Below are 12,725 nucleotides of genomic sequence, written 5' to 3'. Positions count from 1 at the left end.
TAACAATCAATCAAATATTATTGGTAAAATTGCAAAAGAAGTTATAACGTTATTGGTAATCACCTTTACCACTCCTCTGCAATGTTTCCTCCAAATACTGCTTGTTGTGTAGAACATTCTTATCTTTCGGGCGATATTTCCGGGCAATTTCATTATGGTAATAGGCAGACTCGTAATCCCCCAATCGATCATAACAAACACAAAGTTGTAAATGAGGAAGCCACGTCGAACAAGAAATATTAACAAATCCCATTCCATCTTTAGATTGGTCTGTTTCTGCTGCGATGTCATACCAAAATATTGCGGTTGGAAAATCATTTTTTTGTAAAAAATAATAGCCCAACCGGCAGCAGAATTCTGCACGGGGACGATCGTATGAAAATGACCTGAACACGGATTGCAGCTCATTTTTCGGTTGACCCAATTCTGAATAACAATCCGCCAGTTTTCCGCAAGCAGCTATGTTGTCTTCCAACCACCCTTGCCCTGTTGCCAGGAATTGCTCATAAAAATAGACTGCCCGTTCAAACATACGATGATCAGTTAACTCATTTGCAAAGTAAAATAAATCGCGCGGGGTAAATTCCTCCCCTTTTGCTAATCGGTTTTCATAGATTTGCAGATTTCTATCTGAATCATGGTGTAATTTATGGTGGGTCACAGCTATATTACTGGTGAATATATTGCCCCCAACTTCCAGGTATTCGTGAACAGCCCCAATCCAGCGGAAGTTTCTTTCTCTTTTCACAAGGCGGTTACGTCTTACGCTAAATGTCACATTTTTATATTCGTCAAATGCAAGGTGGTAATCCATGGTGACTACGTCTATTTCTGAATCAAGATTATTTTTAAGACTTGCTAATTTTTCCTGATCCTTTTCTAGCAATACATCATCAGCATCAAGCCAAAAAATATAATCTTTTGTCGCGTGTTCCAAAGCAAAATTTCTTGCCGCTGCAAAATCATCTACCCACTTAAAATCATATATTCGGTTTGTATAGTCCATTACAATATTTTTCGTTTGATCCGTCGATCCAGTGTCAATAATATTGATTTCGTCAACCAGGTTCTTCACTGAACCCAGGCAACGTCCAATAACATCTTCTTCATTCTTTACAATCATACAAAGGCTAATACTAACCATCATTCCACTCTCCTACTATGGACTCTCTATGCATATGAATATTCTATAGGGGAATGTAATGTTCCTGTGCAGATACTTGATCAATTATTTTTACATTCCAAGGTTTGGTTAGATTTACTAGGTAGCAAACTCCAGAAGAATATTGATAGTATTTCCCATTTGCTGTTGTGCCTTGAGTGCATTACGCTGAATCAGAATTATCCTACCTGTGAAATGATTGGTTATTTAATGAATACAAAATTGACAACCGGCTTAAAAAGCATTGGATAAAATGCTTTTTTCTGTATCAGATAATCCTACATTTTATTTTCTTGAGCAAAGCGTGGAGGGTATATGCCGTTACTGTATTGTAGGACTCTTAATAGAATGTAAGAACGAAGAATTCTTTCTATTAGGAGGATGTTACGTGTCGAAATATAAAGGGTATCATAAACGAAAGTATCTAACTGGCGGCTGTGAATGTTGCAATCAGGGCAATAATCATAGTCGAGAAAATGATTGTAGCTATTATCATAATGAATGTGATTACTATGAGTTCTGTAATCGGTGTAAAGGAGTATTTTACAAACAACAATGTCGCTGTGACCCTAGCAATATATGCCCGCCGGGAGCAACTGGCCCTACTGGGGCAACCGGAATGACTGGCGCGACTGGTGCAACGGGACTCACTGGGGCAACTGGAATGACTGGCGCGACTGGTGCAACAGGACTCACTGGGGTAACTGGAATGACTGGAGCAACCGGGCCTGCCGGAGAAGCCGGCGCGACTGGCGCAACGGGACCTGCTGGAGAAGCCGGTGTAACTGGACCTACTGGGCCTACCGGAGAAGCTGGCGCAACTGGCGCAACGGGACCTGCTGGAGAAGCTGGCGTAACTGGGGCAACGGGACCTACTGGAGAAGCTGGCGCGACTGGCGCAACCGGACCTACTGGAGAAGCCGGCGCAACTGGCGCAACCGGTCCTGCTGGAGAAGCCGGCGCAACTGGCGCAACCGGTCCTGCTGGAGAAGCTGGCGTAACTGGGGCAACCGGACCTACTGGCGATACCGGCGCAACTGGCGCAACCGGACCTACTGGCGATACCGGCGCAACTGGATCTACTGGATCTACTGGACCTACTGGAGAAGTTGATTTGGCTTACGGATCTTTAAGAGGAAGTAGTGTAGAAACACCAGGGGAAGATTTTGAAACTGTACCATTTAATGTTGCAGGGCCTTTATCAGGCATTACAGTTAGTCCATCCGGAAATGAATTAGTGGTAGGAGAAAGCGGCGTTTATCAGATAACGGTATCAATTAATGCTGAAGCCACAACCGACCCTGAACCATCAGAGCCATTTTTAGATGCTCTTATTACCGTCAATGGTACACCCATTTTTGGCGATACGACTACTTTTTTTAAAATAGCCAATAGAAGCAGTTCGACGTATGTGGTTCAAGCTCCCTTAACAGCAGGGGACGAAGTAGGAGCAATTATCAGGACGGACTATCCCGATCTTTTGGGTTACATGAATCGCTCTTTAACGATTGTTAAATTAAGTAGTTAACTAAGGAAGGCACTTAAATGGAAATATTACTTTTACCACATGCAAATCCGAAGGTACTTCCGGTCAATTGCCGGTAAATCTTCGGTTCTTTCATGATTAGTGATTGAGCTATATTTCATTCCAAAGAGAAAGCAATATGAAAACAACTTTTGGTACCATTTAATAAATGCAAAGCTGTCTTCCCCGTTGTAAGAACATGATTGGCTTTTCCATAACTTCTAAACGTCTTTTGGATTCCTTTATATAATGGTGATTTTCTTTTTTCATTATTTGATAATGGTTCGTATAAGCTGCTCCACTCCTCACCTCAATATTTTTCCGTGAAGCTTCGACAAAAGCTGCTTTCGTCTGATTCGTATCCTTTAGTACATAGCTGAACAAGCCATAATGTGGAATATTCTTTAAGAAAGAAACATCTCCCTCTATATTTGCACAAGTTTCTAAAATAAGTCTCCCAATCAAGTTACAGATAAATCCATCCTTGAGCCGCTTACGACGAATAAACGTATACTCCGTCGCTAAGCCTTTTTCATTCATTCCATCACACCAGACTGTTACTTTCTGTGTAACACCAATTGTAGAATACCCTGTACCGGCTGGCTGATACACAGAATAGAAACCATCATATGTTTTAAGCGTATTGGGGCAAATTAAACGGCCACCTGAATAGCAGGCGGCCGTTTAATTTGAGAGGCAGGTCTTCATCAAATAAAAGAAAGCCTCCCTCCATACAACTTTTTGCTTGTTTATTTTAAAGATAAGAAAAAACGTTCCCAATCACTTTTACATTTTTCCAATGTCCAGGCGGATAATATTGTTTCTCTACTATTTTTTGACATATTCATTTTCATTTCAGGATTGTTGATCAGCTTTTTTACAGCATTCCTAAATGCAGCTGCATTTCTAGAAACGATAAGCCCATTCTTTTTATTTGTGATTAATTCAGGAACAATGCCTACTTTCGTTGAAATAACTGGAATGCCGCAGGAAGCGGCTTCCAATACAGGCAATGGAATGTGTTCAGAGGAACTGGAACAAATAAAGCAGTCAAGGCCTTGATAAAAATTTACCATCTCTTCTCTTGGAACTTTATCTTTATAAGTTCTGAATTGAAAAGTAACAGGTAAATCTTCTAATGCATCTAAAACGATATCATAACCTTTTAATTTTCGATAATCGCTTTGGTCGTTTCTTCCCACCCAGCCAACAACAAATTCTTCTGTATTCTTTTTCGTAGTTGACGGCTTAAATTGTTTTTCATTAATTCCGACTCTTGTTTTAAAAATAGACAATTCGTCTTTAAATTGCTGTACGATTTCATCTGATGCTGTATTTATTCCGCGGAACTCATGGATAAAGGGAGGTATTTTCTTTCCTTCCAGCATATATTTCTCCATTACCCGAACAGAAGTAATCCCTGTAGCCATTTGTTTATAAGGTATACCTGTTTTTTCATGTAACTTTTTTGCAATGTTTATAGACATGGGGTAGATGACATCGTAAGCAAACTGGTCAGCTGTTTTAACCTTGTTGACATATTTCAATTTGAATTGGACCTCTGAAAAACGGAGTGATAACAGATCTTTTGCCCGATGATCAAAAGCCCATCCAGGGCCTCCTGGAACCAGAAGTATTTTCATGATATTCTTCTTCTCCTTTTAAACAAGTTTGAGGGAAAAATCACGTTTCCTCCTCACCTAAATCAACGGCTCCTTCCTGGAAATACGCAATATGCTTCGAGAATAATGCATCAATATGATCATCATAAGCTTTATTTTTGTTGATTTCTGTTTTCACAGGGATTTTTTGAATCCAATTCTCCCTTCTTTTAATTGCAATGATTGGGATTCCTGCTTTTGCTGCTTTGCATGAGACAACCGCATCTCTCATATTCTTTTGCTTAAATTCGCCTGGTGTCACTGCAAAAACATCTGTATGCATACAGGATGTACCAACACCGGGAATCATAACAGGGCGGTTCTTATCCAATCCTTTATAAGAGAGATAAGGCTTCTTTTTATTTTTGAATACTTTGTGGACAGGAACGAACGGATCAAAACTCGATCCATGAACACAAGCAATCACCTGATTCTGATACATTTTCATGAGTTCTATCATTTTCTCAACGTAATCCTCAGGATAAACTAGGTCATCATCGACACAAAAATAATAACCATGGGTTTGCTGTATTCCTTTAAAAGCCATTTGTCCCCCCTTGTTAACATTGGAAAAGGAAAGCTTAATTTTTGGTTCCTTTTTCAAAAATTCAGGACATTGCTGCGATCCATTTACATGAATAAACATGGTATCACATTGCTTTAGTAATGGAGGGACAATTTTCTTTAAATGTTTAAATCGTGAAGGAACGGTAGCCATTCCTATGTTGATCATGATGGTCGCCACCTTCTTTTCGTTTCAATTTTGTACGATTAATTTTCGTAAGAGCTGAACTTCCTGGATTTGAAGTGTGTTTTCTATACTTTGGAATAGCGGGTCATCGTAGTACTCTAGAAGCTGTTTTCGCAAAACCGGGTATTCAGGAAGGCGATGAAATGGGTTTTTTGGCCCCTCTCTAACATAATCTTTAAATCTAGCAGATCCTTTTCGCAAGATTCCTAAATGGAAACCATGATGAGGGCGATAGTGGTATTTCTTAATATCACGAAATCCGATATTCTTTTCGACCATCTGATATAAAAATTCTTCATCCCTTTTTATGTTTTGAAACACTTTCACGATTTTGTCCGGATCATCTAAATAGTGCTGAATTGCCGGATCCATTTTTTTGTAATATTCATCGACTTGATAAAAATGCAGCCCGGTTAATCTTTTTGATCCAGGACGAATTTGGTTGCTATATGGAAGGCTGATTTGATTGCAATGATCAAGATGTGAATCCAAAAGGGAAGGATGTTCATTCACAACCAAAAAATCGATGTCTCCGATATAAACATTTTCAAAATCTTTAAATTCATAAGAAGGGACTAGAAATCTTATGGCTTTTCCGGATAAACGGTTAAATTTTTGATTCGTAAAATAATTTTCCTTGACTTCAAAGTTCTTGGATAAATGCTTACGGATTAGTTGCAAGCTTTTCTTTTCCTGCGGAGAGAGTGTATCTCTCAGGAATATTTTGACGTAATAATCCGGATAACTCTTCAGTATGCTATAAATATAATAAGGAATATATTTTTTGTAACTTCCAAAGACAAAAGTAGAAATACATAGTGGCATTCGTTTCATTTTTTCGATCCTTTCTCGCTCTATAATAAATGGTGATTTTCCCAATTTGGGAAATGCTGTTTTTCCTATGGTCCAAAAGCAAGCGAGTCTTCAACGCTTGATGTGAAATAATGTTTCTAGCCACTCCCCCATCGCCTTATCCACCGTAAAGCGTGACAAAACGCGTTCTCTTCCTTCTTTTTGCAAAGCTCTGTGGAATTCCTTATCTTTTTTTAGCATGTTGATTTTTTCAACAAAAAGAGCTGGTTGAAGGCTGTTTAACACCAACGATTTCCCTTCTTGTCCGGCAATGTGTTTCACATAACCCACATTTGTCGAAAGCACAGGTACACCACTTGCCAGCGCCTCCAAAGCCGGGGCAGGTCCGCCTTCATTCGAAGAAGTAATGAGTAGCAAGTCTAGCGCTTTATAAAAATGCGGCATTTCTTTAACTGTTTTGGGAGAGGAGCGCGAAGCTTCTACAAACTGGATTTGTGAATCTTTCCTAAATGCTTTCTCAATAGGCCGATACAGTGTATCATAATTCTTTACTTTCCTTTGATTATTTCCTACCCATCCAACTACAAATTTAGCTTCAGCCAGCCGCTTAGAGGGAGGGTAAAAACGTTGAGTATCTACGAAGGGGCGAATGAAGTTTACTTTCTTGTGTGGGAACAATTTCTCCGTTTCTTCTTTCAGTTTTGGACTGATAACACCGTAGTGATCGAGTTTCATCATTTTTTTTAGAAAAGAACGATTAGGTTTCACAAAACCATCCCATTCCCGATATGAAAGATGATTTTTCGCGAGATAATTATACGAGCCTACTTGTGAAGAATCGACCCTGACACCAAAGCGCAAAAGACAATCCGCTAGTCCCAAACCAAGCGTCGAAATTATTTCATAAGAAGAATTCACATAAGCCGAACCATTCTGTTTGATTATCTTTTCCAGCTCTTGTATTGACATAATATGCAAATCCGGATGATATCGTTGAATAATTTTTGCTTTTTGTCCTAAAATCCACCAGCTATAATCATACACCAACAAATGTCTGGTCATGCTGAACCCTCCTTTTTTCAAATTATGCTGTCTCTTTTTTTGTGTTCCAAAATATACAAGATTTCCATCGTTGTCTATTCAAAAAAAGACAACCGATATAGTTGCCTTTATAGGTAAAAACTTTATATATAGCCCTTTGGTGCAAGTATCTATCAAATAACTACTTCTTTTAATTATTGGACAAGTGCCGTTTCTATTAATAATAACTTTAATATGATAAAGAGATATTACAGTAACAATAAACATTTATACGGAAAGGAGATACAAATTGAATTTTTATAATACGGCACCAGAAACCACAAAAATCGGTGTAATTGGTTTAGGGTATGTAGGGCTCCCTTTGGCTTTATTATTTGTGCAGAAAGGTTATCAGGTGACAGGCATTGATATTGATAAGGATAAAATAGCCCGATTGCAAAAATACGCTAGTTATATTCCCGATATTAAAGATTCCGATATTAAGTCAGCTTTATCATCAGGTCAATTAACACTAGCAACAGATTATACTTCTATCGAATCTTTAAATATTATCGTCATTTGTGTACCAACTCCCTTAACAGGCAACCAAAATCCTGACTTACGCTATTTAAAAGGTGTCAGTGAAGAGCTTTATCCTAGACTGCAAAAAAAACAATTAGTCATATTGGAGAGTTCTACCTATCCTGGAACCACCCGTGATGTTATTCAACCAATTTTAGAAAAAAGCCAGTTTCATATCGGAACTGACGTTCACTTGGCCTACTCGCCTGAACGTATTGATCCAGGAAATAAAACAATGAAAGTAGAAGAAATACCTAAAGTAGTAAGTGGAATTACGACCGAATGCTTAACATATGCTTCCGATTTTTATAATCGTATATTTAAGAAAGTCGTACCTGCAACTTCTGTTGAAGTCGCAGAGTTATCCAAACTTTTAGAGAACAGCTACCGTTTTATCAATATTTCTTTTATCAATGAAATGGCCATGCTTTGTGACAAATTAAATATTAACTTATGGGAAGCTATTTCCTCTGCAAGTTCAAAGCCGTATGGGTTCCAACCCTTTTACCCAGGCCCCGGGATTGGCGGACACTGTATTCCAATCGATCCTTTGTATTTGTATTGGGTTGGACAAAAACACGGGTTCCATAACCAATTCCTATCCCTGGCTGAGAGCACAAACAATGATATTGCATCCTATATCATTACCCAGGTGGTAAATTTAGTTGAAAAAAATAAAGAAATGAAAGATGCCAACATATTATTATGTGGTATCACTTACAAAAAAGATTCCAACGATGTAAGAAGTTCTCCACCTGTTCGCATCATGCAACGTCTTTTACAACTCGGTGCAGATGTAATATATCATGATTCCCATGTACCAGATATTGAAATCAACCATAAAATGTATAACAGTCTCTCTCTCTCCCCCGAAGTATTAAACGAAATGGACATTGTTGTCATTTTAGCAGACCATTCTGACTTGCAGTTAGAAAAAATAATTCATCATTCAAAGCTCGTTTATGATACCAAAAATATTACCAAGGGCTTACAGGGTAAAGCTCAGATTATTGTCCTGGGCGGCGGGAATGGCTAATTCTGTATGAAAGGATTATTCAAATGATTTCTGTAATCACTTGTACAAATAGAAACAGGATGATGGAAAATATTTTCCTTAACTATTCCATACAGACGATGAAAAACAAGGAACTGATCATCGTCTTAAACAACGATACCATGGACCTTAATGTTTGGAGAATGGAAGCAAAGAAATATCCTTACGTATCCGTTTATCAAATGCCTGAAAAAATGACAGTTAGTGATTGTAAGAATTTTGCGGTTCAAAAAGCAAGGTATGACCATATAGCAAAATTCGATGATGATGATTATTATGCTCCTTCCTATCTGCAATCCGCCTGGGCGGCTTTCACAAGACATAAAAAAGCAGATATTGTCGGAAAAAGCAGCGTCTACTACTACTTTCAAGAAAGTAAACTTCTCTGCTTATTTCCATCTTTAACAGAATGCACATGGACAGACAACGTTGCTGATTCAACATTGGTATTCAAGAAGAGTATCTTTCACCATGTACGCTTTCCAAAACAGAAAGTTGGTTCAGATAAAAAGTTTCAACGGGAATGTAAAAGGAAAGGTTATAAAATTTTTGCAACAGATAGATATAACCACGCTATAATTAGAAGCAAGTATCGAAATCATACGTGGAAAATAAACGAACAAAAAATAATTGCAATGTGCAGTGATATTGTTTACACGGATGATTACCAGTCTCTAGTTACAGCGTAAATAGGCGATGTTTTGGATCCATCCAAAACATCGCCTATCTTGTTTAAAAGGGAGCTGAATTGGTTCCTCATTTTCAAATGATCAATGGTAAATCAGAAATAGACAGTCACATAACGTAACACCCAACTTCTTTACTCTATGTTATTGTCCAAGCACTCCCTATCAGTCGACATAAAATAAACGTAATATGATTAAAGGGGGTTTTTCAGTGAAAACGTATCTTGTAACTGGCGGCGGAGGTTTTATAGGCTCAAATATTGTTCGTAAATTAATCGAAAGAGGAGAAAATGTTAAGGTACTTGATAACTTTCATACTGGGAATAAGGAAAATATACATGAGTTGATGAATCATATTCATGTCATTGAAGGTGATTTTACCAATAACCAAACTGTCAAAGAAGCCGTTAAAGATGTTGATATTATATTTCATCAAGGGGCTATTCCCTCCGTCCCCAAATCGATAATAGATCCCGTTAAGACAAATCACGCGAATGTAAATGGGACGCTTCAACTATTGCATGCAGCAGTTGAAGCGAACGTAAACCGGTTCATTTATGCAGCATCCTCATCAGCATATGGATTTAATGAGACACTTCCTAAACGTGAAAATATGCCTGGAAGACCCATGTCTCCTTATGCCGTCAGTAAGTATACTGGAGAACATTACTGTAAAGTCTTTCATCATTTATATGGTCTTGAAACGATATCACTTAGATATTTTAATGTCTTTGGACCTCGTCAAGACCCTTATTCTGAGTATGCAGCAGTTATCCCTGCATTTATTGCGTCCATTTTAAATGATCAATCTCCATTAATTTATGGTGACGGGACACAGTCTCGAGACTTCACCTATATTGACAACGTTGTTTTGGCAAATTTATTAGCAGCCGAAGCTCCTAAATTGCAAGGAGAAGTTATAAACATCGGTAGTGGATCACGTACCGATTTAAACGAGCTGGTTAAATATATCAATACCATTTTAGGTAAAAATATCCCGCCAACATACATGGCTGAGCGTCAGGGCGATGTAAAACATTCGCTGGCCGATATTCAACTTGCTGAAAAGTTAATTGGCTATCGCCCATCTGTTTCGTTCCATGATGGACTTACGAGCACAGTAAATTGGTTCGTAAACCAGCGAACTTAACTCCAAAATACATTCATCAACAATCTATCCTAAATGAGCAGAACTACTTTCTACTTTTCAACAACATGAATTTTAGAAATTTATAACGATGTATAGCATTTTTGCAATATTTAAGATGGATTTATATTATTATAAATGTGTATTATGTAACGAAGCTAAATTATTAGGGTAACGGATCTCCAGTAAGTCAGATAATAAGATTATATCTTCCAATTACAAAACATTTTTATAATAAGCTAGGGCATAGTTAGCCAAAAATAAAGAAAAAAGGATTCCACATTCATTTTTGATGTGAAATCCTTTTTTCTTTACAGTCAATAAAATCTTTAACTTTTTCAAGACTTGTTTGAACTGCTTTTATCCCGAAAAACAGCTTTTTTCTTTCTTTGCTTTTAACTCAATTCGGTTTGCTTCGTATAAGTTTGCACGGATTGGCCCAAATGCTCTGCCATCTGTTGAAATTCTTTTATAGACAGCACTTCCTGAGCAAGTTTTTCAGTACCAATAATCAAGGGGGACAGATACGCTGATTTAAAAGATAAATAAGCAGAAACCAGACCCACCCAAAGAATCCTCAGAACAACCAAAACGTAAATCGTAATCATTATTTAATACTCATGAAGTCTTCATTTTAGATATGATAGCTTCTAAAATTCGATGAAGCGATCTAATTGCTCTTTCAAACAGACCATTCAAATGGGATAATAATTTAAAAATCTCATATATATAAAGTGAATAATGTAAATGAATGGAGGCTTTCTATTGAAAGATATAACCGCAATCCTAGTCCATTATTCTAACCCAGCAGCACTTCGTAAAGCTTTAGTATCTTTAAAACAAATAAATTCCAGATTACATTCTATTATATTACTTCATGAACAGGATATGTCTTTAAGCATCATTCAGGACGATATTAACTTCAAGAAAATTCAATGTATGGCATTGAAAGAGAATGATCTAGGGAAAACATTGAATGATACCATTCATATGGTTAACAGTTCATATGTATTATTTCTTCAAGAGACAGATTACCTTTCCCCCGCTCTTCAAACGGAATCCCTTCATCTTTCTCAATCGGAACCATTTATAAATACTTTATACCGTAATCAAAATATTGCTGTCCATCGTCCATTCTTGGTGTCTACTTCTTTTCTTAAAAAGCAAAAATTCTTATCAGCCTTCCAGTTGCCGTTTAAGGAAGCGTTTTTTCCTGCCTGGCTCTCCAATAAACCGAATTCAAAGAAGCTATGTAGAGAAAACCTGGTGATGCAATCAAGAAAGAATCGTTCTGCTAACACACTGGAAAAGCAAAAATTTATGCAGAAGTATCGGCTAAATAAAATTCAGACAGCACACCCAAGTCTTTCCATCTTGATTTCGAATTATAACATGGAACAGTATGCAGAGACGGCCGTCGCTTCCTGCCTCTTCCAAAACGAAATGCCAGAACAAGTACTAATCATGGATGATGGATCAACAGATAACTCCTATAATAAACTCAAACAATGGGAGGATGGAAAACGTATAAGCGTTTTTGAAAAAAAGAATGAAGGAAAGGCTATAGCTTTTAACCATTTATTGCCACATGTTACGTCAGATTTTATATTAGAACTTGATGCAGATGATTGGCTGGACCCAGATGCTATTACTGTTATTAAAAGACTTCTGGCAAGTCTCCCTGAGGATGTATCAGTATTGTATGGTAACCTCCGAAAGTGGAAACAATTAGCAGGAGACGTTCTCTTTAAAGGGATATCGAAAGGAAATATGATCAACGGAAGAGGAGATTTGCTTTCCTATCGTTTTCCTCTTGGTCCAAGGATATACCGTGCCTCGGCTTTAAAAAGCGTCGGAGGGTTTCCGGTAATTGCATTTGAAGATGGGATGCTTTATGAAGACGTTAGTGTGTTAAACCAATTAATCCAAAACAATCGTTTCCAATATCATGATTTTACTGTATATAATGTACGAGAGCATAACGAAAGTATCACTAAAACAAACCGTCCAGACTGGAATGAATTTTTGAAATCGTTAAAATAAAAAGACTGGTGGATGTTATATTTTATTTTTCCATCAAAAATCTATGTATTATACAGGATTCTTAAATTTACCAAACACATATAACACATTTATACCTGCCTCCCCAAAAACACTGTTTCATCAACTATTCAACAATTTTCCGTTATCTTAAAAGATTTTTACTTTCGTCCATTCAGTTCTTATTGGACTAACCAAATACCCTGGCTAACAAACACCAGGGTATTTTTCATCCTTTTATTTTTTTAAAATGGAAATCTATAAACAAAACTCACTACAGTAAG

At 37.5% G+C, this 12,725-nt stretch carries 11 protein-coding genes and 1 pseudogene; 5 read left to right on the top strand and 7 right to left on the bottom strand.

Annotation, left to right across the window (positions count from 1 at the left end; all coding sequences use genetic code 11):
* Positions 1-49: 49 nt before the first annotated feature.
* The gene (locus B7E05_RS09365; RefSeq protein WP_080873943.1) at positions 50-1,144 is read right to left on the bottom strand and encodes a tetratricopeptide repeat-containing glycosyltransferase family 2 protein; all 1,095 of its coding nucleotides are present in this window, start codon (positions 1,142-1,144) and stop codon (positions 50-52) included.
* A gap of 637 nt (positions 1,145-1,781) precedes the next feature.
* On the opposite strand from B7E05_RS09365, the pseudogene B7E05_RS22675 reads away from it, so the two are divergent.
* Positions 1,782-2,078 (top strand): annotated as a pseudogene (locus B7E05_RS22675) (hypothetical protein); the annotation flags it as partial.
* A 771-nt stretch (positions 2,079-2,849) separates the two neighbouring features.
* Here B7E05_RS22675 and B7E05_RS09355 read toward each other — a convergent pair.
* The 5 genes from B7E05_RS09355 to B7E05_RS09335 form a co-directional block, all read right to left on the bottom strand.
* Positions 2,850-3,341 (bottom strand): carcinine hydrolase/isopenicillin-N N-acyltransferase family protein, encoded by a 492-nt coding sequence (locus B7E05_RS09355; protein WP_080873941.1) that lies wholly within the window; start codon positions 3,339-3,341, stop codon positions 2,850-2,852.
* A 95-nt stretch (positions 3,342-3,436) separates the two neighbouring features.
* Positions 3,437-4,330: a glycosyltransferase family 4 protein gene (locus B7E05_RS09350; protein WP_080873940.1), complete on the bottom strand. Its 894-nt coding sequence runs from the start codon at positions 4,328-4,330 to the stop codon at positions 3,437-3,439.
* Between the two features lie 40 nt (positions 4,331-4,370).
* Positions 4,371-5,081, bottom strand: coding sequence for a glycosyltransferase (locus B7E05_RS09345; RefSeq protein ID WP_080873939.1), 711 nt, complete (start codon positions 5,079-5,081; stop codon positions 4,371-4,373).
* A gap of 24 nt (positions 5,082-5,105) precedes the next feature.
* Entirely contained in the window at positions 5,106-5,933 is an 828-nt protein-coding gene (locus tag B7E05_RS09340; RefSeq protein ID WP_080873938.1) for a hypothetical protein, read from the bottom strand.
* 90 nt (positions 5,934-6,023) lie between these two features.
* Positions 6,024-6,974 (bottom strand): glycosyltransferase family 4 protein, encoded by a 951-nt coding sequence (locus B7E05_RS09335; protein ID WP_080873937.1) that lies wholly within the window; start codon positions 6,972-6,974, stop codon positions 6,024-6,026.
* Positions 6,975-7,242: 268 nt separating this feature from the next.
* On the opposite strand from B7E05_RS09335, the gene B7E05_RS09330 reads away from it, so the two are divergent.
* The 3 genes from B7E05_RS09330 (at position 7,243) to B7E05_RS09320 (ending at position 10,404) form a co-directional block, all read left to right on the top strand.
* Positions 7,243-8,550, top strand: coding sequence for a nucleotide sugar dehydrogenase (locus tag B7E05_RS09330; RefSeq protein WP_080873936.1), 1,308 nt, complete (start codon positions 7,243-7,245; stop codon positions 8,548-8,550).
* A gap of 23 nt (positions 8,551-8,573) precedes the next feature.
* Entirely contained in the window at positions 8,574-9,257 is a 684-nt protein-coding gene (locus tag B7E05_RS09325) for a glycosyltransferase family 2 protein (protein ID WP_080873935.1), read from the top strand.
* A 208-nt stretch (positions 9,258-9,465) separates the two neighbouring features.
* Positions 9,466-10,404 carry an SDR family oxidoreductase gene (locus B7E05_RS09320; protein WP_179134510.1) on the top strand — a complete coding sequence of 313 codons (939 nt, stop codon included), beginning with the start codon at positions 9,466-9,468 and terminating at the stop codon, positions 10,402-10,404.
* A 392-nt stretch (positions 10,405-10,796) separates the two neighbouring features.
* Here B7E05_RS09320 and B7E05_RS09315 read toward each other — a convergent pair whose 3' ends face one another.
* Entirely contained in the window at positions 10,797-11,009 is a 213-nt protein-coding gene (locus B7E05_RS09315) for a hypothetical protein (protein WP_080873933.1), read from the bottom strand.
* 157 nt (positions 11,010-11,166) lie between these two features.
* Here B7E05_RS09315 and B7E05_RS09310 point away from each other — a divergent pair, with 157 nt between their 5' ends.
* Positions 11,167-12,444 carry a glycosyltransferase family 2 protein gene (locus B7E05_RS09310; protein ID WP_080873932.1) on the top strand — a complete coding sequence of 426 codons (1,278 nt, stop codon included), beginning with the start codon at positions 11,167-11,169 and terminating at the stop codon, positions 12,442-12,444.
* Positions 12,445-12,725: the final 281 nt, after the last annotated feature.

This window comes from Oceanobacillus timonensis, assembly GCF_900166635.1.
Classification (GTDB): domain Bacteria; phylum Bacillota; class Bacilli; order Bacillales; family Amphibacillaceae; genus Oceanobacillus; species Oceanobacillus timonensis.
Note: the sequence above shows the minus strand (reverse complement) of the source record. Positions and strands in the feature narration are given on the sequence as shown.

Bases quoted from the DNA above. Each gene is read 5' to 3' on its own strand.
- B7E05_RS09365 (WP_080873943.1), bottom strand. From the start codon at position 1,144: ATGGTTAGTATTAGCCTTTGTATGATTGTAAAGAATGAAGAAGATGTT.
- B7E05_RS09350 (WP_080873940.1), bottom strand. From the start codon at position 4,330: ATGAAAATACTTCTGGTTCCAGGAGGCCCTGGATGGGCTTTTGATCAT.
- B7E05_RS09345 (WP_080873939.1), bottom strand. From the start codon at position 5,081: ATGATCAACATAGGAATGGCTACCGTTCCTTCACGATTTAAACATTTA.
- B7E05_RS09340 (WP_080873938.1), bottom strand. From the start codon at position 5,933: ATGAAACGAATGCCACTATGTATTTCTACTTTTGTCTTTGGAAGTTAC.
- B7E05_RS09335 (WP_080873937.1), bottom strand. From the start codon at position 6,974: ATGACCAGACATTTGTTGGTGTATGATTATAGCTGGTGGATTTTAGGA.
- B7E05_RS09325 (WP_080873935.1), top strand. From the start codon at position 8,574: ATGATTTCTGTAATCACTTGTACAAATAGAAACAGGATGATGGAAAAT.
- B7E05_RS09315 (WP_080873933.1), bottom strand. From the start codon at position 11,009: ATGATTACGATTTACGTTTTGGTTGTTCTGAGGATTCTTTGGGTGGGT.